20 protein-coding genes and 2 pseudogenes are annotated in these 20,819 nt (G+C 72.1%); 7 read left to right on the top strand and 15 right to left on the bottom strand.

Translation table 11 applies throughout. From position 1 onward, the window contains the following. Positions 1–67: 67 nt before the first annotated feature. A complete protein-coding gene (locus ACZ6R9_RS26535; RefSeq protein WP_465540729.1) occupies positions 68–1,099 on the top strand; it encodes a ferritin-like domain-containing protein in 1,032 nt (343 codons plus the stop codon). 109 nt (positions 1,100–1,208) lie between these two features. On the opposite strand, the pseudogene ACZ6R9_RS26530 reads toward ACZ6R9_RS26535, so the two are convergent. Beyond that, positions 1,209–1,352 (bottom strand): annotated as a pseudogene (locus ACZ6R9_RS26530) (pirin family protein); the annotation flags it as partial. A 92-nt stretch (positions 1,353–1,444) separates the two neighbouring features. Here ACZ6R9_RS26530 and ACZ6R9_RS26525 point away from each other — a divergent pair. Continuing rightward, entirely contained in the window at positions 1,445–2,308 is an 864-nt protein-coding gene (locus tag ACZ6R9_RS26525) for a transposase (RefSeq protein ID WP_465540728.1), read from the top strand. Between the two features lie 243 nt (positions 2,309–2,551). On the opposite strand, the gene ACZ6R9_RS26520 is transcribed toward ACZ6R9_RS26525, so the two are convergent. From ACZ6R9_RS26520 to rpe, 4 genes and pseudogenes are all read right to left on the bottom strand, one after another. Further along, a complete protein-coding gene (locus ACZ6R9_RS26520) occupies positions 2,552–2,986 on the bottom strand; it encodes an NUDIX hydrolase (RefSeq protein ID WP_465540726.1) in 435 nt (144 codons plus the stop codon). 31 nt (positions 2,987–3,017) lie between these two features. Beyond that, a pseudogene (locus ACZ6R9_RS26515) lies at positions 3,018–4,000 on the bottom strand (SDR family NAD(P)-dependent oxidoreductase). Between the two features lie 434 nt (positions 4,001–4,434). Then, positions 4,435–4,608 (bottom strand): hypothetical protein, encoded by a 174-nt coding sequence (locus ACZ6R9_RS26510; RefSeq protein ID WP_380488659.1) that lies wholly within the window; start codon positions 4,606–4,608, stop codon positions 4,435–4,437. 361 nt (positions 4,609–4,969) lie between these two features. Then, positions 4,970–5,656, bottom strand: a complete 687-nt coding sequence (gene rpe / locus ACZ6R9_RS26505; protein ID WP_465540751.1) for a ribulose-phosphate 3-epimerase — start codon at positions 5,654–5,656, stop codon at positions 4,970–4,972. Between the two features lie 309 nt (positions 5,657–5,965). Here rpe and ACZ6R9_RS26500 point away from each other — a divergent pair, with 309 nt between their 5' ends. Continuing rightward, a complete protein-coding gene (locus ACZ6R9_RS26500; protein WP_465540724.1) occupies positions 5,966–6,820 on the top strand; it encodes an SCO6745 family protein in 855 nt (284 codons plus the stop codon). A gap of 235 nt (positions 6,821–7,055) precedes the next feature. After that, complete coding sequence (locus ACZ6R9_RS26495) at positions 7,056–7,910, top strand: SCO6745 family protein (RefSeq protein WP_380488657.1); 855 nt, start codon at positions 7,056–7,058, stop codon at positions 7,908–7,910. 79 nt (positions 7,911–7,989) lie between these two features. On the opposite strand, the gene ACZ6R9_RS26490 is transcribed toward ACZ6R9_RS26495, so the two are convergent. Then, positions 7,990–8,640 (bottom strand): C39 family peptidase, encoded by a 651-nt coding sequence (locus ACZ6R9_RS26490; RefSeq protein WP_380488656.1) that lies wholly within the window; start codon positions 8,638–8,640, stop codon positions 7,990–7,992. On the opposite strand from ACZ6R9_RS26490, the gene ACZ6R9_RS26485 reads away from it, so the two are divergent. Then, on the top strand, positions 8,599–8,877 hold the full coding sequence (locus ACZ6R9_RS26485; protein WP_465540753.1) for a hypothetical protein: 279 nt from the start codon (positions 8,599–8,601) through the stop codon (positions 8,875–8,877). The two genes, ACZ6R9_RS26490 and ACZ6R9_RS26485, sit on opposite strands and share 42 nt — an antisense overlap. 43 nt (positions 8,878–8,920) lie before the next feature. Here ACZ6R9_RS26485 and ACZ6R9_RS26480 read toward each other — a convergent pair whose 3' ends face one another. The 4 genes from ACZ6R9_RS26480 to ACZ6R9_RS26465 form a co-directional block, all read right to left on the bottom strand. After that, positions 8,921–9,892 (bottom strand): aldo/keto reductase, encoded by a 972-nt coding sequence (locus ACZ6R9_RS26480; RefSeq protein ID WP_465540721.1) that lies wholly within the window; start codon positions 9,890–9,892, stop codon positions 8,921–8,923. A 69-nt stretch (positions 9,893–9,961) separates the two neighbouring features. Further along, positions 9,962–10,747: an ABC transporter permease gene (locus ACZ6R9_RS26475; protein ID WP_380488654.1), complete on the bottom strand. Its 786-nt coding sequence runs from the start codon at positions 10,745–10,747 to the stop codon at positions 9,962–9,964. Further along, entirely contained in the window at positions 10,744–11,700 is a 957-nt protein-coding gene (locus ACZ6R9_RS26470) for an ATP-binding cassette domain-containing protein (RefSeq protein WP_465540719.1), read from the bottom strand. The genes ACZ6R9_RS26475 and ACZ6R9_RS26470 overlap by 4 nt, the downstream gene beginning before the upstream one ends. A gap of 139 nt (positions 11,701–11,839) precedes the next feature. Further along, on the bottom strand, positions 11,840–12,172 hold the full coding sequence (locus ACZ6R9_RS26465) for a trypco2 family protein (RefSeq protein ID WP_380488652.1): 333 nt from the start codon (positions 12,170–12,172) through the stop codon (positions 11,840–11,842). A gap of 120 nt (positions 12,173–12,292) precedes the next feature. On the opposite strand from ACZ6R9_RS26465, the gene ACZ6R9_RS26460 reads away from it, so the two are divergent. Continuing rightward, positions 12,293–12,979, top strand: coding sequence for a TetR/AcrR family transcriptional regulator (locus tag ACZ6R9_RS26460; protein WP_465540717.1), 687 nt, complete (start codon positions 12,293–12,295; stop codon positions 12,977–12,979). Positions 12,980–13,078: 99 nt separating this feature from the next. Here ACZ6R9_RS26460 and ACZ6R9_RS26455 read toward each other — a convergent pair whose 3' ends face one another. The 3 genes from ACZ6R9_RS26455 to def all read right to left on the bottom strand — a co-directional run bounded on the left by ACZ6R9_RS26455 (position 13,079) and on the right by def (position 16,282). Then, positions 13,079–14,512, bottom strand: coding sequence for an RsmB/NOP family class I SAM-dependent RNA methyltransferase (locus ACZ6R9_RS26455; protein WP_465540715.1), 1,434 nt, complete (start codon positions 14,510–14,512; stop codon positions 13,079–13,081). 109 nt (positions 14,513–14,621) lie between these two features. Beyond that, the gene (gene fmt, locus ACZ6R9_RS26450) at positions 14,622–15,554 is read right to left on the bottom strand and encodes a methionyl-tRNA formyltransferase (RefSeq protein ID WP_465540749.1); all 933 of its coding nucleotides are present in this window, start codon (positions 15,552–15,554) and stop codon (positions 14,622–14,624) included. A gap of 182 nt (positions 15,555–15,736) precedes the next feature. Then, on the bottom strand, positions 15,737–16,282 hold the full coding sequence (gene def, locus ACZ6R9_RS26445) for a peptide deformylase (RefSeq protein WP_380488649.1): 546 nt from the start codon (positions 16,280–16,282) through the stop codon (positions 15,737–15,739). 216 nt (positions 16,283–16,498) lie between these two features. Here def and ACZ6R9_RS26440 point away from each other — a divergent pair, with 216 nt between their 5' ends. Then, complete coding sequence (locus tag ACZ6R9_RS26440) at positions 16,499–16,969, top strand: hypothetical protein (RefSeq protein WP_073816791.1); 471 nt, start codon at positions 16,499–16,501, stop codon at positions 16,967–16,969. Positions 16,970–17,201: 232 nt separating this feature from the next. Here the strand turns inward: ACZ6R9_RS26440 and ACZ6R9_RS26435 are convergent, their stop codons facing one another. Next, the gene (locus ACZ6R9_RS26435) at positions 17,202–19,274 is read right to left on the bottom strand and encodes a primosomal protein N' (RefSeq protein ID WP_465540713.1); all 2,073 of its coding nucleotides are present in this window, start codon (positions 19,272–19,274) and stop codon (positions 17,202–17,204) included. Positions 19,275–19,402: 128 nt separating this feature from the next. Continuing rightward, positions 19,403–20,614, bottom strand: a complete 1,212-nt coding sequence (gene metK, locus ACZ6R9_RS26430; protein ID WP_465540712.1) for a methionine adenosyltransferase — start codon at positions 20,612–20,614, stop codon at positions 19,403–19,405. Positions 20,615–20,819 lie beyond the last annotated feature (205 nt).

Here is a 20,819-nt window from a genome sequence, read left to right as displayed (position 1 = left end):
TCTTCTCGAACTCCGGCCACGTCGACCGTGTCTGCCCGCCGCTTCCATCGAAAGAACGGGAACCGCCGTGACCACTTTCGCCACCAAGCCGGTGCCGATCGCCGAACTCATGAAGATCCCAGCGGTCGATCACGACCTGAGGTGGATCAAGGAGAGTCTGCAGTCCGCCATCGCCCTGGAGTTGTCGACCCTGCCGCCCTACCTGTGCGGCATGTGGTCCATCAAGACCGCGGGCTCCGAAGCCGAGGCCGTGATCAAGAGCGTCGTCCACGACGAGATGTACCACATGGGGATGGCGTGCAACATGCTGTCGGCGATCGGTGGGACGCCGCGCATCCTCGCCGCGGCCCCGACGTATCCGGGCAAGCTGCCGGGCAATGTGCGGCCGACGATCGATGTGTACCTCCAGGGGCTGACCCAGACGTACGTCCGGGAGGTCTTCATGGAGATCGAGATGCCCGAGAACCCGCTCGCGCGCCTGCAGGAGGAGTGGGTCACGATCGGCGAGTTCTACGACGCGGTGCGGGACGCGTTCAAGAACGTCGAACCGTCCATCGGGTCGGGCCATCAGATGGAGGCGCGGATCGGCAGGAACACGCTGGAGAAGTTCACCTCGGTCGACCAGATCACGGAGTCGATCGATGTGATCAAGGAGCAGGGAGAGGGCACCAGCCACCTGCCCGACGACCCCACCGCCGACGGACAGCTGGCCCACTACTACGGCTTCGGTGAGATCTGGAAGGGACACCGGCTGGTGCCCACGTCCTCCGGCCCCACAGCGTACGACTGGGTCGGAGATCCGGTTCCCTTCCCCGAGACGTACCCCATGGGCAGGCTCACGGAGGGGTCCTGGCCCAACCCCCCGGACGACGTGCCGGACCTTCTCGCCGCCTTCAACGACAAGTACACCGAGATGCTCGACCTCCTGGAGACGGCATGGCGGGACGGAGACACCTCCGCGCTGAGCCAGTCGATCAATGTGATGTTCGCGCTGAAAGGGGCCGCGCAGGCGTTGATGGCCAAGCCCCTACCGCATGACAACACACACGTGTACGGGCCCGAGTTCCTCATCAACCGCAGCCACCCCAACCACGGCTGACTCAACCGCCCCGCGCAATGATCTGACGATACGTCGGACAAGTCGGCAACAGGGCAGCACCGATCCGACCAGACGCTGTCACGCCTACCCGCACATGGGAATCCTGCGCCTTCAGCGGGGTGTCGGGAAGTACCGGAGCCCGCAATCGGGCCCCGTCGAAACCGTGCACCTCGCCGAAGCGCGAACCCTTCTCCCAGTCGTCCCGCGCCTGCGCGATCTCCTCGCCGGTCCGGCCGATGAAGTTCCACCACATACCACGGCTTTGACGTTTCTTCCCAGCTCAGGGGCTTGGCGGACCATCCGGGGTCAGCAAAAGGTCAGCAAGGCACCTGGGAGTCGACAACCATGGCCACCATCAACCTCGTCCGCGGCATGGGCAGCTTCTTCAAGGAGTGCGAGCACCCCGAGAGTCGGTGGCTGCGGTGCCCGCACGAGTACAAGATCCGCTACCGCAACGCAGCCGGACGGCAGAGCCAGCGCAAAGCCGAGCGGATCCAGAAGTACGGCCCGATGCAGTTCGAGCCGTACGTCGAGGAGTGGAAGGCCGGCCAGCGCCACCTCGGTGCCGCCTCCCTCCGCCACCTCAACTCGTTGCTGGAACACCACCTCTACCCCGCGTTCCGCAGCCGCCGGATGGGCACCTTCGACCACAAGGTCGTTGAGGCCTTCATCCAGACCATGGAGCGCAACGGCGTCGGCCTCGCCACCCAGTCCAACGCCCCCGCCAACAGCCAGGGCTGGGACGGCGGCAAACGCGTGAAGGGCCGCAAGCGACACATCGCCACCGACACCCTCGGCCTGCTCCTGGTGTTGATCGTCACCGCCGCCGGCGTCCAGGACTCCGCGGGCGGGAAGCAAGTCCTCGACGTCCTTGCCGACCGATGGCCGAGCGTGACCAAGGCCTGGGTCGACGCCGGGTACAACAACGCCGTCGTCAGGCACGGCACCGCCCTGGGCATCGATGTCGAGGTCGTCGCCCGCGACAAGGAGCAGAAAGGCTTCGTCGTGCAGCCGATCCGCTGGCGGGTGGAGCAGACGTTCGGGATCACGGCCCGGTACCGGCGGCTCCACCGCGACTACGAGGAGCTGCCGGACCGGTCACGCTCGATGATCCAGTGGGCCGTGGTCAACTCGATGACCATCCGGCTGACCGCCAGCCCGGACAGAACCGGGCAATACCTCCGCCCGAAACCGCCTGCGGCAGCCTAAATCGGTATCGAACACCCTTTCAGAGGCGAGGATGCCGACGTTGCAGGCGAGGGTGGCAGGTTCGGCCCAGGCCCGAACGGGCATCCGCGCCCTGTTGCGGTGGACGACCCCACCATGAGGATTCGCGACGGCAGGTTGGCGGCGCTCGTGTGGGTGAGGCCGTGGCCGGCGGCGGCCATGGCGGCGGGTTGGTGTAGTCGGCGGTTTCGCCCGGCGGGCGGTGAAGTGCTTCGTGGAGGACGCCTACGCTGCGGTGGGCAGGGTTTCGTTGGCGAGGGCGTCCAGAAGTGCGGTCTTGATCTCGGGCGGCATCAGGTTCAGCGCGTTGATGGCGTCGGCGGTGAGAGGGACTTCTTCGAGCAGGTACTCGCCGCGGTCGTCGCGGGAGAACTCGGGCCCGGTGCGGTCGTCGAAGTTCCAGGTGCTGATGTGGGCGGTGTAGAAGTGCTCGATCTCGCCCTTGTCGTTCGTCAGCCGGTGGAAGGGGCGCAGGTCGGTGGCGGTGCCGGCGATCTCCTCGCGAATCTCGCGAAGCAGGGCGGTCTTCAGGTCGGTGTCCTCGTCTTCGACGCCGCCGCCGACGAGAACCTGGTACGGGGGGATGCCGGGGCGGATGCGGTTGATGACGAGCATCGTGCCGTGGTCGGTGAGCAGGACGGCGCGGACGCGTTCCTTCATGGTGTTCTCCGTGGTGGTGGTCGGTCGTGGATCAGTGGGGCAGCCAGCCGCCGTCGATGTGCAACGCCTGGGCGGTTATGAAGGATGCGGCCGGGCTGGTGAGGAAGGCGATGGCGGCGGCAATGTCGTCGGGCTGGCCCCGGCGGGGGACGCTCTGCCGGGCGATCTGGTCTTCGGGACGGGCGCGGTGACGGGCGGGGAGGGCGTTCTCGGCGTCGACCTGGATCGCCCCGGAAGGACAGTGTTCACCGTGATCCCATGTGGGCCAAGTTCCCTGGCCAGGGAGGCGGTGAGGCCGAGGAGTCCGGCCTTGGCGGCGCTGCAGGCGGTCAGTCCGGCTCGTCCGGTGCGGGCGTTGACGGGGGAGACGTTGACGATCCACCCCCAGCCCTGGGTGGTCATGGACGGGGTGACGGCCCGGCAGGTGCGGTAGTGGGCGGTGAGGTTGATCTCCAGCGCCGCCGCCCAGGCGGCTTCGTCCGTCTGCGCCCACGGGGTCCTCGGGTAGGCGCCGGCGTTGTTGACGAGGATGTCCACCGGGCCGAGTTCGTTGCGGATCTGGCCGGCCATCATGGCGGCGGCGTCGGGTTCGGTGAGGTCGGCGCTGATCTCGATGCCGTCGGTGCCGGCTCGGCGCACGGTGTCCAGGACGATGCGGGCCTGGTCGATCTGGCCGAAGTGGGCGATGGCGACGGCCGCACCGGCCGCGGCAAGGGCGCGGGCGGTGGCGGCCCCGATGCCGGTGGCCGCGCCGGTGACCAGGGCGGTGCGGCCCTGCAACCACAGCAGGTTGGCGATCTCTCCGGCGAGGGTGTTGCGGCCGGCGTACTCGAAGTCCAGCCAGCACGCCCCGCCAGCAGTGGAGTTGGCGATGTTGGGTTCGGTGGGGTCGCCCTGGGTGAGGGCCGTGCTCCACCGGCCGGACGGGTCGAGAGCGGTTCGGGCGGAGCGGATCGCGGCGGGGACGTCCAGGGGCAGGCGGGTGCCGTTGGCAGTGATGGTGTACCCGGCCATGTCGCGCACGGCGAGCAGGTCCGGACCGCCTGTGGGGGCGAGGGTGAGGTCGCCGTTCAGCCACCAGGTGTCGATACGGCCGCCGGGGCGGATGCGCTCGGTGTACAGGGTGGGGACGCACTCGGCGAGGGCGGCGGTGCGCCCGCTGGTGGCCACCGCGGCGATCAGGTCGTCGCAGACGGCGTCGACAAGGCCGGTGACCGCGCCGACCGTGGTCGGGTCGTCGTCTGCGGCGGAGATGAGGTCGCCCAGCAGGTGCCCGGCCCGGCCGGGAGCGAACACGTCCTCGTACGCCAACTGGTCGTACGCCTCGCCGGCAGGGACGCGCGCGTGCAGGACCGGTGCCTGGAGTCGGCCGGCGAGCTGCCGCCAGCCGAACTCCTCCGCCGTCGCCGCGCCACGGCGCATCCGCTTGCGGAACACGTGCTGCTCGCTCACGCCGCCTCCCGGAGAGCGGTCGGCATGGTCGCCGTCCACTGGCCGAGGACCAGTTGCGCGAGTTCGCACGCGGCTCCCTGGTCGTCGCGGGCCTTCGCGGCCAAGGTGGGCCGGGTGCCGGTGAGGGCGGCGAGGTCAGCGAGGGCCTCGTCGTCACCGGCACGCTCCACCCCTTACACCGGGCTGTCCGAACGACCAACGCCAGCAAGGTCACCCGCCCCCGTGGCCACCCACCCAGCCCAGGCCCGCCACGCGATCAGCAGCTCGCGGCCAGCGGCCCGTGGCCGCCGTCACCGTCCGCCCCGGACAGCCACCACCAGCAAGGCCCCGGCCCCCACTGCTACCGCCCCCGCCCCCGGCCCCCGGCCCGGACAGCCAGCGTCGGCAGGCCCACCCAGCCGCCGTCACCGTCCGCCCCGAACGACCACCACCAAAACGGGCCCCCGCCCCCGTAGCCACCCATCCCCGGCCCGCCACGCGACCAGCGACTCGCGACTCAGCAGCTCGCGGCCAGCGACTCGCGGTCGGCGATCAGTGCCGGCACCCCCACCCCGCCGCCGCCGTCGCCGTCTCCGCCTGGGCCCGCAGGGCCCTGATCGCTTCGGCGGGGTCCGCCGCACCGTACACCGCCGAGCCCGCGACGAAGACGTCCGCGCCGGCCTCCGCGCAGGCCTCGATCGTGGCGGGGGCGACGCCGCCGTCCACCTGGAGCCAGAGGTCAAGGCCGTGCTTGTCGATCAGCTGCCGGGTGCGGCGGATCTTGGGCAGCATGATGTCGAGGAAGGCCTGGCCGCCGAAGCCGGGTTCCACGGTCATGATCAGCAGCATGTCGAGTTCGGGGAGCAGGTCCTCGTAGGGCTCGATCGGGGTGGCGGGCTTGAGTGCCATCGAGGCCCGGGCGCCCTTGGCGCGAATCTCGCGGGCGAGGCGGACGGGCGCGGCGGCGGCCTCCACGTGGAAGGTGACCGAGCCGGCGCCGGCCTCCACGTACTGCGGGGCCCAGCGGTCGGGTTGTTCGATCATCAGGTGGCAGTCGAGCGGGGTGCTGGTGGCCCGGGCCAGGGATTCGACGATCGGCACGCCCAGCGTGAGGTTGGGGACGAAGTGGTTGTCCATCACATCGACGTGCAGCCAGTCCGCGCCGCGCACCGCCTCGGCTTCCTCGGCAAGGCGGGCGAAGTCCGCGGACAGGATGCTGGGGCTGATCTGGGCCATGATCGACCACCTTCGTGCAGGGAGGCTGGGACGCCGCGGGAAACGGGCAACTCCGTCCCATCATCCCGCGCCCCGTCACCGACAACCGCACCCCGCAACCCCCGGGTGACCGTCATCACACCCGGTCGAGGTTACCGGGGCCGCCGCCGTGGCCATCAGCCCCTGTATCGACCGCCCTCAAGTCGATCACCCCTCAAACCGACCACCCCTCAAGCCAACCACTCACCAATCCGACTACTGCCCACCAATCCGACCGCCCGCCAATCCGACTGGCCCTCAATCCGACAAGGCCCCTCCGAGGAAGGTCTCCCGATGTCCGCTACCGTCCACCCCGCCCGCGCACTGTGGCGACTCTTCGAACCGGTGTACGCCGTCACCTTCCTCCAGCCCGAGAGCCGGGCGGCCTTCGAGGCGGCGGGGCTGGACGGCAGTTGGCGCGGCTACTTCGCCGGCCGCGCGGCTCCATTGGGCGCGGTGGACGCGCAACAGGTGGTCGCCGCGTTCTTCAGCTTCTCCCCGACGCTGGTCGCGCAGGCCGTGCCGGACGTCTGGACGCACGCCAGCCCCGAACAGGCGCTGGCCGCCCGCCTCCGGAGCTCGGAAGCAGTGCTGGCCCGACTGCTGGAACCGGTCGCGACCGAACAGGTCGCCGCGGCGGCCACCGCGCTGGAGGAGGCGGTCGCCCGACTCGACTTCACGGGCCGGGTCCTGGCAGCCGCCAACTCCGTGCTCCCCCACCCCGTGAACGTGTACGGACGACTGTGGCAGGCCGCCACCGTCCTGCGCGAGCACCGCGGCGACGGCCATGTGGCGGCGCTGGTCACGGCCGGGCTGGACGGCTGCGAGGCGCCGGTGCTCCACTGCGCGCTGGACGCCGACCGCGAGGTGCTCCAACCACTGCGCGGGTGGACGGACACCGAGTGGGAGGCCGCCGCGACCCGACTGGTCGAGCGGGGCTGGCTGACGGCCCGGGGGACGGTCACCGAACTCGGCCGCATCCGGCACCGGTCCATCGAGACCGCCACCGACCTGGCCGCCGGACGCGTCTGGGAGAGCACACCACAGGACCAACTCGACCACCTGGCTGCCCTCTTGAAGCCGATCGCCGCACTCTGTCGCACCCACATGCCGGTCAACCCGCTCGCGATGCCACCGGTGGACCAGTAGCCGGCCGAACTCCTCCCACCATCCAACTCCCCTGCGCCGCAGCCACCCTGACCACCGGCAGCAGCCGGCCGATCCCGATCCCGTACGCCCGACCCGCACCACCGGCACCGACCCGGAGCAGCAGGGCACGGAAGTTCACACGGCCGAAACAAGAACCCTTCCCGCCGCCGAAACGCTCTGGCAGGCTCACGAAGCAGTTGAACCGCACAGCTCGACCCTCACCGAAAGGCGTCCGATGACCCAGGTCGTCCACCCCGCACGTGCCCTGTGGTGGCTGTTCGAACCCGTTCACGCGCTCACGTACTTCTCGCCGGAGGCCCGGGCCGCGTACGAGGCGGCGGGGCTGCGGGGGTACTGGCGCGGCTACTTCGGCGGGCGGTCGGCCCCGCTGGGGGCGGTTGAGGCCGCGCCGGTGGTGGCGGCGTTCTTCAACTTCGCGCCGCAGATGGTGGAGCGGGCGCTGCCGGAGATCTGGGGGCGCGCGACACCCGAACGGGCGCTGCAGGCCCGGGTGGAGGGCGCGACCGGCGCGCTCGGGCGGGTGCTCGTGGAGGTGAAGCCGGATCTGATCGACCGTTCGGTGGAGTTGCTGGAGCGCGCCGTCGAGGGCCTGGACTGCGCGGGCCGGGTGCTGGCCGCCGCCAACGCCGCGCTTCCGGCGCAGGACGGGCGGCTGGCCCGGCTGTGGCAGGCCACTACGGTGCTGCGCGAGCACCGTGGCGACGGGCACGTGGCGGCACTGGTCGCCGAGGGGCTCGACGGCTGCGAGGCACTGGTGGTGCGCTGCGCGCTGGACACCCGCCGGGAGACCATGCAGCCGCACCGCGGTTGGACGGACGCCGAGTGGGACGAGGCGACGGAGCGCCTGATCGAGCGTCAGTGGCTGGCCGCGGACGGTTCGCTGACCACCGAGGGCCGCCGCCGTCACCTCGCCCTGGAGGCCGCCACCGACCTGGCCGCGTCCCGGGTCTGGACGCACTTCCACCGCACGGAGCTCGACGAACTCGCCGACGCGCTCCGCCCGATCTCCACCGCTTGTCGCGCCGACCTGCCGCCCACCACCCCGATCGGCCTGCCGAACGCCTCCTGATCACCCACGAGCCTGCCGACCAAAGCCCCGCCGACTCCCCCGACAGCCGACCTCCCACAAGCCGACCGCCGTACAAGTGTCAGTACGGCGGCGGCCCGAGCAGAATGCCGCGGCCGGCGTAGAACCGGTCGAGGTCGGCCCAGGGGACGCGGGCGGCGCGCTGGGAGTCGTCGGGGTAGCCGGACGGGTTGTGGATGTACAGCGCGTCGTCGTCGGCGCCGACGGCCAGCACCAGGTGGCCGCCGGGGCGGGGGACCTCGGGGGCGAGGGTCCGGATGGCGGGGTGGACGGAGATCATCGGGAGGACGCCCCGGGCGAGTTCCTCCGGCAGCCGGTCGACGGGCAGCGGGCTGATCGCCTGGGCGTCCAGGCCCCAGCGGGCGCGGACGTACGAGGCGAACGGTGAGTGGAACAGCCCGTCGAGCCGTCCGTCGGGGTGCCGAATGTACGCGCCGGCCAGCTCGCACTCCTCGGCGAGCCGTACGGACCCGGGGGCGATGCCCCACCAGTGGTCGAGGACCATCCGCAGGCAGGCCATCCCGCACAGCCGCCAGGACCAGTACTCGTACTCGGCTTCGTCGGCCGCGCCCGAACGCTCCCAGAGCGGGTCGTCGGCGGCCCGCAGCGTGCCGTCCAGGATGTCGGGCACGAGTTCGGGCGACTCCCACTGGGAGTAGTAGGGCACCGCATGGCTGATCGGCTTCACCCGGTCATCCTGACGTACTTTCATCCCGATCCCGCGCACCCTCGCCCGCGACACCGCCGACCGCCCTCCCACCTGCGACGATGCCCCTCCCCGGCGACCACCTCGGCGCCCACCGCCCACCGCCGGCGCTTCCACGTCCAGCGCGAGCAGCGCCGGCTGCCACTGTTCGTCTTCGTCGGCGATCCGGACATCGGCGACCCGTGCCTGCTCACCCACGCCCCGGCCGAGCAGTCACCCTCCCAACTCCCGGCCGCGCACTGATCGTTGGCCCCCGGGAGCGCAGCCGGCCCCCGGGGGTGGCGGCTCACCAGGCGTAGTGCTCGGGGGCGGTGCGGTAGCCGGGGAAGATCTCGTCCAGCCGCTCCAGCGTCTTGGCGTCCAGCTCGACGTCCAACGACCGGACGGCGGCCTCCAGTTGCTCCTCGGTGCGGGGGCCGACGATCGGCGCCGTGACGGCCGGGCGGCTGTGCAGCCAGGCGAGCGCGACGTCGCCGGGCTGGTGGCCGAGTTCCTCGCACAGGTCCTCGTACGCCTGGATCTGCTCGCGCCGCTCGTTGAGGGTGTCAACGGCCCGGCCCTGGGTGCGGCGCACGCCCTCGCGTTCCTTGCGCAGCACGCCACCGAGCAGGCCGCCGTGCAGCGGCGACCAGGCGATCAGGCCGAGACCGTAGTGCTGGGCGGCGGGGACGACCTCCAGCTCGACGCTGCGTTCGATCAGGTTGTAGAGCGACTGTTCGCTGGTCAGGCCGAGGAAGTGGCGGGCCCGGGCGGCCTCCTGGGCCTGGGCGAGGTGCCAGCCGGCGAAGTTGGACGAACCGACGTAGATGATCTTGCCCTGCTGGGTGAGCACCTCCATCGCCTGCCAGATCTCGTCCCAGGGGGTGGCCCGGTCGATGTGGTGCATCTGGTACAGGTCGATGTGGTCGGTCTGCAGGCGACGCAGGCTGGCGTCCACGGCGCGGCGGATGTTGAGCGCGGAGAGCCGGCCCTCGTTGGGCCAGTCGCCCATGTCGCCGTAGAGCTTGGTGGCGATCACGGTCTTCTCCCGCCGGCCGCCGCCCTTGGCGAACCAGTTGCCGATGATCGTCTCGGTGAGGCCCTTGTTCTCGCCCCAGCCGTAGACGTTGGCGGTGTCGAAGAAGTTGATGCCGTGCCCGTGCGCGGCGTCCATGATCCGGTGCGCGTCGGTCTCTTCGGTGTGCACGCCGAAGTTCATGGTGCCCAGGCACAGCGGGGAGACGGACAGGCCGGTGCGGCCGAGGTGGGTGTACTCCATGACCCCAACCCTCTGCCGCACCGGCGGAATTGTCCAGCACCCGACGTCTTCATCGGGATTGACGCTACGTCAGCGCCCGGCGCGCGCGAAGTTCCGCACGGCGAGCGGCACCGCGAGCGCCAGCAGCAGCGCGCACCAGCAGAGCGCGGCGGCCACCGGGTGCTGCGCGGGCCAGGCGCCGCCGGGCGCGGACGGGTTGCCGAACAGCTGCCGGCCGGCCTCCACCACGGCGCTGACCGGGTTCCACTCGGCGACCGCGGCCAGCCATCCGGGCATCCCGCCGGTGGGGACGAACGCGCTGGTCAGCATCGAGAACGGGATGGTGAGGACGGCGAGTTGACCGGCCGTCTCCTCCTTGCCGACGGCCAGTCCCAGCGCGGTGCCCAGCCAGCCGCAGGCGAACCGGAACAGCAGCAGCAGGCCGAACGCGCCGAGCGCCGGGCCGAGTCCGTGCCGGATCCGCCAGCCCGCCGCCAGGCCGACCAGCGCGGTCGGCACCAGGACGACGACGGCCACCAGCAGGTCGGCCAGCGCCTGCCCGGTGAGCAGGCCGAGCCGGGACACCGACATCGACCGCAGCCGGTCGGTGACGCCCCGCCCGGCGTCCCGCGCGCCGCCGACCATGGCGGGCATCACGGCGTTCACCGCGACCATCGCGAACAGGCCGGGCATCAGGTACTCGCGGTAACCGCCGCCGGGCACGTTCATCGCGCTGCCGAACACGTACCCGAACACCCCGACCATGGCGACCGGCACCATCAGCGAGGAGAGCAGCAGGCCGGGCGAGTGCCGGTAGATCAGCAGGATCCGCCGCGCCGAGGCGGCGGCGTCCACGGGCATCGTCATCGCGCTCATGCGGCAACCTCCGTCCGGTCCGCGCCGGTCAGCGCCAGGAACGCGTCGTCCAGCGAGGGAGTGCGCACCGCCACGTCCACGGCGACCACCCCGGCGGCGTCCAACTCCCGCACCAGGTACGGCAGAACAAGCGATCGGTTCGGGTCGGAGACGGCGCTGACCCGATACTGCGCGGCGTCCACGGCGGGCACGCCGCCGGTCAGCACGGCCAGCACGGCGCGGGCCCGTTCCAGATCGGCGTCCTCGGGCAGGGTGGCTTCGACCAGCGTGCCGATCGCGGCCTTGAGCCGCTGCGGGGTGTCGTCGGCGACGGCCCGGCCACGGTCCAGGACGGTGACCCGATCGGCCAGCCGGTCCGCCTCGTCCAGGTACTGCGTGGTCAGCAGGACGGTGGAGCCCTGCGCGGTCAACTCCCGTACGGCCGACCAGATTTCGCGCCGACTGCGCGGGTCGAGCCCGGTGGTCGGCTCGTCCAGGAACAGCACCCGCGGCCGGGTGATCAGGCTCGCCGCCAGATCCAGCCGACGGCGCATCCCGCCCGAGTACCCGCGCACCAGGCGGCCGGCGGCCTCCTCCAGCCCGAACTCCGTGAGCAGCTCCGCCGCCCGGCTCCGGGCCTTCGCCGCGCCCAAGTGGTGCAGCCTGCCGAGCAGTTCGAGGTTCTCCCGGCCGGTGATCCCCTCCTCCACCGCCGCATACTGCCCGGCCAGACCGATCGCCCGCCGCACCGCCACGGCCTCCCGCCGCACCTCGTGCCCGCACACCCGGGCCTCCCCCCGATCCGGCCGCACCAGCGTCGCCAGGATCCGCACCAAGGTGGTCTTCCCCGCCCCATTGGGCCCGAGCAGAGCACACACCGCCCCTTCCGGGACGTCGAGTTCGAGTCCGTCCAGCGCGCGCGTGGCGCCGAAGGTCTTGCACAGGCCGCGAACGGCAATGACCGGGTCGCTCATGGCAGGCCCTTTCTCGGTACATCGTACGTAGTAGCGCTGCGCATCACACTACTGGGTACACCGTACGGAGCAAAGGTCCATGGACATGCGGAGGGGGATCCACCGGAAAACGGCGGATCCCCCATGCCCCAACAGGGCGTCAGTCCAGGATGCGGTCCGAGGTGTCGCCCGGGCCCGACGGGCGGGCCGGGTCGCCGTGCACCAGCAGGTCGCCGCCGTTCGCGGCACGCGGGGTGAGCGTGAAGGAGACCCGATGGGTACGGCCGCGGGAGGCGCCCGCCTCGACCTCCGCGCCGACCGCGAAGATCTTGAAACCGCCCTTCGCCTTGGTGTCGGCCCGCAGTTCCACCTCGAACTCCATCTCCACCGGCCCCACCGCGAACACCAGATCCGGGTGCTCACCCCCGGCGCGGGCCGCCGCCAGCAACTCGTCCCGCACCGCCGCCACCGCATCCACCAGCGGAATGTCCATGCCCAGCCCCTCTTCTGACGTTCTGCCATTCGGCGGGCCCCACGGTAGGACGCCGCCCCTGCTGCCCGCAGGGGAATGCGTTCGTCACTTGCGTAGACTGACCGCCGAGGTGATCCAACCATGCCGTCCGACGAGGAACCCGAGCTGATCTGGCTGCGCCCGGAGCACTCCGGCCGCGGGCCGCGTCCGGCACACAGCCGGACCTCGATCGCCCGGGCGGCGGTGGGCATCGCCGACCGCGAGGGCCTGGACGCGGTGACCATGCGCCGGATCGCGGCCGAACTCGGCGCCGGCACCATGTCGTTGTACAACTACGTGCCGAAGAAGGAGCATCTGTTCGACCTGATGCTGGACCTGCTGGCCGGCGAGTACGACCTCCCCGAGCCCACCGGCGACTGGCGGGCCGATCTCACCCTGCTCGCCCACCAGTTGCGGACGATCCTGGCCCGGCACACCTGGGCCACCACCCTGATCGCCCACCGCCCCGGCCTCGGCCCGAACGGCCTGCGAGTCACCGAATACCACCTCGCCGCACTCGCCGACACCCCGCTCAACGGCACCGCGAAGATGGAGGCGTTCTCCCAACTGACGGGCTACGTCTGCCAGTTCACCGACTGGCAACAGCGCTCCACGGCCTCCGACCACCGCTGGCTCGCCGACCTGGTCCGCTACCTCCAGGCCGCCACCGCCACCGGCCAGTACCCGCACCTCGCCGCCACCCTCGCCCAGAGCGCCGCCCCGCCCGCCCCGGACACCACCTTCGAACGCGGCCTCCAACGCCTCCTCACGGCCCTCGTCGAGGCCTGACGCGAAACGCAGGCAGGTGCACCACCAGGGGCGCGGGGGTTCTCCCCCAGCCCTGGCGGGCCGGGAGGTACCCCCACGCGCCCCTGGTGGTGCGCGCCGTCAGGCGGTACGCCGCAGCAGCGCCAGGTACATCGCGTCCGTCCCGTGCAGGTGCGGCCACAACTGGACGTCCGGCCCGTCCCCCAGGGCCGGCACTCCCGGCAGCAGCGGCCGGGCGTCGACCCACTCCGCGTCCTCCCGGCCGCGCAGCACGTCGTCCACCACGGCGCGCGTCTCGGCCAGGTGCGGCGAGCACGTCGCGTAGCCGACCACGCCGCCGACCCGCACCGCGTCCAGCGCGCTCCGCAGCAACTCCCGCTGCAGCGGCCCGAATCCGGCAATGTCCTCGGGGCGCCGGCGCCACCGCGCCTCGGGGCGGCGGCGCAGCGCGCCCAGGCCCGAGCACGGCACGTCGACCAGCACGCGGTCGAACGCGCCCTGCTGCCAAGCCCCTTGGGTCCCGTCAGCGGTGATGACCGCGTACGGCCCCGGGTTGCCGTTCAGTGCACGCGCGACCAGCCGGGCGCGGTGCGGCTGCTTCTCGGAGGCGACCAGCGCAGCGCCCCGCGCAGCGGCCAGCGCGCCGAGCAGCGCGGCCTTGCCGCCGGGGCCCGCGCAGCCGTCCAGCCAGAGCCGGTCGGGGCCGTCCACGGGCGCGTTGGCGAGCGCGAGGGCGACCAGCTGGCTGCCTTCGTCCTGGACGCCGGCCCGGTTCTCGCGGACCGCGTCCAGCCCGGCGGGGTCGCCGCCCTCGGCGAGCCGCAGTGCGTACGGGGACCAGCGGCCGTCCTCGGCCTCCGGCAGCGCCTCGCGCAGTTCGGCGACGTCGGAGCGGCCGGGGCGGGCGACCAACGTCACCTCGGGGCGGGCGTTGTCGGCCTCCAGCAGGCGTTCCATCGCGGAGCGGCCGGAGTCCTCGGGCTGCCAGCGGCCGAGCGCGTCCCACAGTGAGGAGACCACCCAGCGCGGGTGCGAGTGCACGACGGCGAGGTGGTCCTCGGCGTCGTCCTCGTACGGCGGGGCGACCTGGGCGACCCAGCCGTCCAGGTCCTGGGCGCTGATCTTGCGCAGCACGGCGTTGACGAACTTGGCGCGGCCGTCGCCCAGCACCACGCGGGCGAGTTCGACGGTCGCGGAGACGGCGGCGTGGCTGGGGATGCGGGTGCCGAGCAGCTGGTGCGCGCCGAGCGAGAGGACGTCCAGCACCGGCGGGTCGACCTCACGCAGCGGGCGGTCCACGCAGGCGGCGATGATCGCGTCGTAGGTGCCCTGGCCGCGGAGCGTGCCGTAGACCAGTTCGGTGGCGAGCGCGGCGTCGCGGCGCTCCATGCCCTTGCGTTCGGCCTCGCGCAGCAGCGACGGCAGGATCAGGTTGGCGTACGCGTCGCGCTCGTCAACGGCGCGCAGGGCGCGAAACGCGACGATCCGGGCCGGGTCCTTCTTGGGGCGGCGGTGCGGACGGGGGGCGCGCTTGGCGCCGGCGGGGGTGCTCAACGGGTGCCTCGAAACAAAGTGCTGCGGATCAGGTCCGGCCCGGCAGCGCGGCCGGGCCTCACCCCGAAGTCTAGGGCGAGACCCGGCCAACCCGGGCATCCGCCGGGCCTCAGCCCTCGAAGCGCTCGCCGGACTCGATCCGCGCGCCGCGCGCCCAGTCGGCGGCCGGCATCGCCTTCTTGCCCTGCGGGCGGACCTCGCCGAGCTCCACCTCGTGGCTGCCGGTGCCGACCCGGACACTGTTCTTGCTGACGGCCAACTCGCCGGGGGCGAGGGCGACTTCACCGGGCAGCAGGCGCACGGGGCCGGTCACCTTGAGCCGCTCGCCGCGGAACGTGGTCCACGCGCCGGGCGCGGGCGCGCAGCCGCGCACCACCCGGTCCACCCGCAGCGCGGGGTGGGTCCACTCGATCCGGGCGTCCTCGACGGTGATCTTCGGCGCCAGCGACACCCCGTCCACGGGCTGCGGCTCGGGGCGGGCCTGGCCGTCCTCGATGGCGTCCATGGTGCGCACCAGCAGTTCGGCGCCCGCGTAGGCGAGCCGACCGAGCAGGTCGCCGCTGGTGTCGGTGGGCTTCACCGTCTCGGTCAGGACGCCGAACACGGGGCCGTCGTCCAGGCCCTCCTGGATCCGGAAGGTGGACGCGCCGGTCACCTCGTCGCCCGCCATGATCGAGTGCTGGACGGGGGCCGCGCCACGCCACGCGGGCAGCAGCGAGAAGTGCAGGTTCACCCAGCCGTGCACCGGGATCTCCAGCGCACCGGGGCGGATCAGCGCGCCGTACGCCACCACGGGGCAGCAGTCGGGGGCGATCTCGGCCAGCCGGGCCATGAACTCCGGCTCACTCGGGCGGGCCGGCTTGAGCACCTCGATGCCCGCCTCCTCGGCGCGCTGCGCGACCGGGCTGGCCACCAGCTTGCGCCCGCGCCCGGACGGCGCGTCGGGGCGGGTCACCACGGCGACCACCTCGTGCCGGGAGGCCAGCAGGGCGTCCAGGGCGGGAACGGCTACCTCGGGGGTGCCGGCGAAGACGAGACGCACGGGCATGGGCCTTTCTTGAAGTCCAACTGATCAGCAGAAAACCGGCTGCTCAGAACATCGGATTGCCGGAAAACGATCGTCGTTCGACCGGGCCTTCACCGGCCCCTCCGACAATCCCACCGAAACTCAGGTCGGGAACGGGCGGTTCGTGGACGCCGAGCTCAGGCGCGGCGCCAAACTCGTCAGCGAATGACACCGAACGTGGAATGCGGCGAGATCTTCACCGTCGGCGCCGGAGCCCCGCCCCAGTCCGCCTCCCGGATCGCCTTCATCGCCGCCTTCCGGGTCTCCCGGTCCAGCCGGTCGATGAAGATGATCCCGTCCAGGTGGTCCGTCTCGTGCTGGATGCACCGCGCCAGCAACTCGGTGCCCTCCACCGTCACCTGGTCCCCGTACATGTTGAAGCCCTTCGCCACCACGCCGAACGCCCGCTTGGTGTCGAACCGCAGCCCGGGCAGCGAGAGGCAGCCCTCGGGGCCGTCCTGCTCCTCCTCGGTCAACGACAGGTCCGGATTGATCAGATGCCCCACCACACCGTCCACGTTGTACGTGAACACCCGCAACGAGACGCCCAGTTGCGGCGCCGCGAGGCCCGCGCCGGGGGCCTCCAGCATGGTGTCCGTGAGGTCCTTCACCAGCCTCCGCAGCTCCTTGTCGAAGGTGACCACCGGCTTCGCGGTGGACCGCAGCACGGGGTCACCGAAGATCCGGATCGGCTGAACTGCCAAGACTGCGACTCCCTCTGCACCCGGAACGGGGAAGTGAACAACGACCTACGGGGAAGTCTATGCAATCCCCGTCACCAGTTCGGAGCGGTCACCGGCAAATGCCGACTCGCACTCCGGGCGTGACCCAACGACCCGACGTGCGTTGGTCAATGCGAATTGACCGGGACGCGCGAGCGCCCCGAGCACGCGACCCGACCGAGAGGTGGCAACCAGGCCATGGCCGAGCAGATCAACCACGACGCCCGGGCCAGGGCGTCCCTGCACCTGCTGGTGCGGGACATCGAACGGGTCCGACGCCAGGTCGACGCCCTGCGCACGCTCACCGCCCAACTGGGCAACGTCTACCGCCCCCGCCGCCCCAGCACCTCCGCCGGCTTCGTGGTCTACGGCCGGGCCCCCGCCCCCACCGTCCGCCTCGCCCAGGAACTGCGCGAAAGCGTCGAAACCCTGGTCGCCGCCGCCGTCGAGTTCGACCGCGCCCTCGGCTTCTCCTGGGACTCCGTCGGCTCCGCGCTCGGCGTCACCAAGCAGGCCGTCCACCGCCGCTACGGCGTCCGCCGCCCCACCACCGAACTCCTCCCCACCCCCCGCGAAACCGAGACGGCGCCTCCGGCACCCCCCACCCCCCGCCCCCCGATCCCCCAGGCCCGCCAGGCCAGCCCCTTGATGCCCCAGCGCACCCGATAGGGGCTCGCGCGAGCGGTTGGGTGCGAAATCAGGGGCGCGGGGAGATTCGCGCGAGCGGTTGGGCGCGAAAACAGGGGCGCGGGGAACTGCGCGCAGGGGAACGCACCCGACCGCAAGATCGCGACGCAGGACAATGACCTGCACTTGATCGCGACCTCCGCGACCTTACGGACAGGCCTTGCGCTTGTCGCGCAGTTCCCCGCGCCCCTGAACCCGCACCCCTCCGCTCGCGTCAGCCGATATCTGTCGGATCCACCCGAATCCGCACCGTCTCCGCCCCCCTCAGCGCCAGCCGAGCAATCTGCGCCGCCTTCAACGCCGAAGCCAGCGCAGCGCCTTGCCCGGGCGCCACCCGAACCAGCGCCCGCTCCGCCGTCTCCCCCTTCGGCCCCCCGTAGACTGGCACCGGCCCGAGCACGTCCGCGCCGTCCGGAAGCCGCACCAGCCCCAACAGGTCCTCGACCGCCTGCGCAGGCCCCGTCACCGAGGCCATCCGCGACACCGGCGGAAACCGCAGCTCCTCCCGCTCGTCGAGCTCCATCCCGGCGTGCCCGGCGGGATCCCATCGCACCAGCGCCTGCACCGCCCGCGCCGCCGCCTCCGCGACCACCACGACCGTCCCGCCCTCCCCCACGGGGCGGACCAGGGACGCCGCCGTCAGCCACCGCCGCACCGTCTCCTCCCCGGCCCGCAGGTCCGGACGGTTCAGCAGCGCCCAGCCGTCCAGCAGCAGCGCCGCCGCGTACCCGGGCCCCTCCGCCACCGGCTCCGCGCCCGGCGTCGAGATCACCAGCGCAGGCGACGAAGGCACCGAAGCCAGCACGGCGTCCCGCCCGGACGTGCGCACCGGCACCCGCGGGAAGGCTTTCCCGAGCTCCTCCGCCGTCCGCCGCACGCCCACCACCTGCGCCCGCAGCCGGAACGACCCGCATTCCAGGCAGTGCCAGTCGCTCTCCTCCGTCCCGCACCACGCGCACACCAGCGCGGCGTCCGCCGCCGGAGACTCCAGCGGGCCCCCGCACGCGCGACACCGCACCGGCTCGCGGCAGCGCCCGCACGCCAGCCGGGGCGCGTAACCCCGTCGCGGGACCTGAATCAGCACCGGCCCGCGCGACAGCGCCTCCCGCGCCGTCTCCCACGCCACCGAGGGCAGCCGGGCGGCCTGCGCGGCCGCATCGCGCGCCTGGTCCTGCTCGGTCACCGTCCGCACCCGGGGCGCGACCTGCCGAACCACCTCACGGGGCGCGGCCAGCGGCCGGGCCCACCCGCTGCGCACCAACTGCGCGGCCTCGACCGTCATCGAGACGCCGCCGAGCAGCATCGCCGCGCCCTCCTCCGCGGCGCGCAGCAACGCCACCTCCCGCACGTGCGGATACGGCGCGTTGGGATCGCTGTGGCTGCTGTCGCCGTCCGACCACACCACCACCAGGCCCAGATCGCGCACGGGCGCGAACACCGCCGCCCGGGTCCCGATCGCGGCGTGCACCGAGCCCCGGCTGACCGACAGCCACCGCCGGTAACGTTCCTGCGGCCCCGCCTCGGCGGCCAGCACCGCATGCCGGCCCTCCCCCAGCACCCCCCGCAGCGCGGCGTCCACCCGCGCCACCGAACGCCCGTCCGGCAGCACCACCAGCGCGCCGCGCCCGGAGGACAGCGTGGCGGCCACCGCCCGCGCGATCTCGAACGGCCACTCCGGCCCGGGCAGCGCCGTCCACACCGCACGCGGCGCATGCCCACCCGCCAGCGAGGCCAGGAAGTCCGCCCCGTGCGCGTACCGCTCCCAACTCCCCACCGCCGCAGCCCCGGGCGGCGGCAGCGGCCGCGGCGAGGGCTCGCCCTCCGCCCCGGCGTGCCGCGGCGGGATCGCCAGCTGCAGCACGTCCGCCAGCGTCCCCGCGTAGCGGTCGGCGACGGCCCGGCACAGCCGCAGCAGCCGGGGCGTCAGCACCACCTCCGGCGAGAGCACCCGTGCCAGCGGCGCCAGCGGGCCCGCATAGTCGGAGTCGTCCCGCCGCTCGACGATGAACCCGTCGTGCAGCGCGCCGCCCTCGCGCCGCCCGTGCGCACCGACCCGCCCGCCGAAGCGGACCCGGACCCGGACGCCGGGCCGCGCGTCCTCGGACATCGCCTCGGGCACCGCGTAGTCGAAGTACTGGTCGAGGCTCAGCACGCCCTTGTCGACCAGCACCCGGGCCACCGGCTTCCGCTCCGCCAGGACGACCCCGCGCGCAGCCCGGGGCTTCGCCCGGCGCACCGTCTCCCGGATGAACGCCAACTGCTCCCCGGCCCCGTCCGCGCTGCTCACGCCCCCAAACCTAGCGGACACCCCCGACACAACGACGACGCCGCCCGCCGAGGGAAGACCCCTCGACGGGCGGCGCAATCAGGCAAGATCGGGCATTCACGCGTGATCAGGCGTGATCAAGAAAGCGTTCAGCCGGCGACAGCGGCCTTCAGCGCGTCCACCCGGTCCGCCCGCTCCCAGGTGAAGTCCGGCAGCTCACGGCCGAAGTGGCCGTACGCGGCGGTCTGGGCGTAGATCGGGCGCAGCAGGTCCAGGTCGCGGATGATCGCGGCCGGGCGGAGGTCGAAGACCTTGCTGACGGCTTCCTGGATCTTCTGCACCGGAACGGCCTCGGTGCCGAAGGTCTCCACGAACAGGCCGACCGGCTCCGCCTTGCCGATCGCGTACGCGACCTGCACCTCGGCGCGGCGGGCGAGGCCGGCGGCCACGATGTTCTTCGCCACCCAGCGCATCGCGTACGCGGCGGAGCGGTCGACCTTGGACGGGTCCTTGCCGGAGAACGCGCCGCCACCGTGGCGGGCCATGCCGCCGTAGGTGTCGATGATGATCTTGCGACCGGTGAGGCCGGCGTCGCCCATCGGGCCGCCGATCTCGAAGCGGCCGGTCGGGTTGACCAGCAGGCGGTAGCCCTCGGTGTTCAGCTTGATGCCCTCGTCGGCGAGCGCCTTGAGCTCCGGCTCGACCACGAACTCGCGGATGTCCGGGGTGAGCAGCGACTCCAGGTCGATGTCCGAGGCGTGCTGCGAGGAGACCACGACGGTGTCCAGGCTCACGGCGCGGTCGCCGTCGTACTCGATGGTGACCTGGGTCTTGCCGTCGGGGCGCAGGTACGGGATGGTCCCGTTCTTGCGGACCTCGGTCAGGCGGCGGGAGAGCCGGTGCGCGAGGGTGATCGGCAGCGGCATCAGCTCGGGGGTGTCGTCGCAGGCGTAGCCGAACATCAGGCCCTGGTCGCCGGCGCCCTGCCGGTCCAGCTCGTCCTCGACATCGCCCTCGACCCGGTGCTCGTGGGCGGTGTCGACGCCCTGCGCAATGTCCGGGGACTGCGAGCCGATGGACACCGAAACGCCGCAGGAGGCGCCGTCGAAGCCCTTCTTCGACGAGTCGTAGCCGATCTCCAGGATCTTCTCGCGGACGAGCTGGGCGATCGGCGCGTACGCCTTGGTGGTGACCTCACCGGCGATGTGCACCAGGCCGGTGGTGATCAGGGTCTCCACGGCGACGCGGGAGGTCGGGTCGTCCTTGAGGAGGGCGTCCAGAATGGTGTCGCTGATCTGGTCAGCGATCTTGTCGGGGTGGCCCTCGGTGACGGACTCCGAGGTGAACAGGCGGCGAGACACAGCGCTCCCTGGGGTTGCAGCGGCTGCTGACTGAATGCGCTCGGAAGTCCCGAGGCATCCGGAAAGACTTGATTCCTGCTGTGGAGTGTAACGGTCGGCTACCGATCACGGACACTCTCTGTGCGGCTCGAACATGTCCGCGATGTGGATCACATGCGGGTGAAACCGGCGGAAACACTCCCGGAACAACCCGAATCAAGTCCCA

It is taken from the genome of Kitasatospora sp. NPDC048662 (assembly GCF_055587065.1).
The sequence above is the reverse complement of the archived record's forward strand: the minus strand, read 5'-3'. Positions and strand labels throughout refer to the sequence as shown.

Excerpts from the sequence above, each read along its gene's own strand:
- ACZ6R9_RS26525 (WP_465540728.1), top strand. The coding sequence starts at position 1,445 with ATGGCCACCATCAACCTCGTCCGCGGCATGGGCAGCTTCTTCAAGGAG.
- ACZ6R9_RS26520 (WP_465540726.1), bottom strand. The coding sequence starts at position 2,986 with ATGAAGGAACGCGTCCGCGCCGTCCTGCTCACCGACCACGGCACGATG.
- ACZ6R9_RS26500 (WP_465540724.1), top strand. The coding sequence starts at position 5,966 with ATGTCCGCTACCGTCCACCCCGCCCGCGCACTGTGGCGACTCTTCGAA.
- ACZ6R9_RS26495 (WP_380488657.1), top strand. The coding sequence starts at position 7,056 with ATGACCCAGGTCGTCCACCCCGCACGTGCCCTGTGGTGGCTGTTCGAA.
- ACZ6R9_RS26485 (WP_465540753.1), top strand. The coding sequence starts at position 8,599 with ATGGCTGATCGGCTTCACCCGGTCATCCTGACGTACTTTCATCCCGAT.
- ACZ6R9_RS26490 (WP_380488656.1), bottom strand. The coding sequence starts at position 8,640 with ATGAAAGTACGTCAGGATGACCGGGTGAAGCCGATCAGCCATGCGGTG.
- ACZ6R9_RS26480 (WP_465540721.1), bottom strand. The coding sequence starts at position 9,892 with ATGGAGTACACCCACCTCGGCCGCACCGGCCTGTCCGTCTCCCCGCTG.
- ACZ6R9_RS26475 (WP_380488654.1), bottom strand. The coding sequence starts at position 10,747 with ATGAGCGCGATGACGATGCCCGTGGACGCCGCCGCCTCGGCGCGGCGG.
- ACZ6R9_RS26470 (WP_465540719.1), bottom strand. The coding sequence starts at position 11,700 with ATGAGCGACCCGGTCATTGCCGTTCGCGGCCTGTGCAAGACCTTCGGC.
- ACZ6R9_RS26465 (WP_380488652.1), bottom strand. The coding sequence starts at position 12,172 with ATGGACATTCCGCTGGTGGATGCGGTGGCGGCGGTGCGGGACGAGTTG.
- ACZ6R9_RS26460 (WP_465540717.1), top strand. The coding sequence starts at position 12,293 with ATGCCGTCCGACGAGGAACCCGAGCTGATCTGGCTGCGCCCGGAGCAC.
- ACZ6R9_RS26440 (WP_073816791.1), top strand. The coding sequence starts at position 16,499 with ATGGCCGAGCAGATCAACCACGACGCCCGGGCCAGGGCGTCCCTGCAC.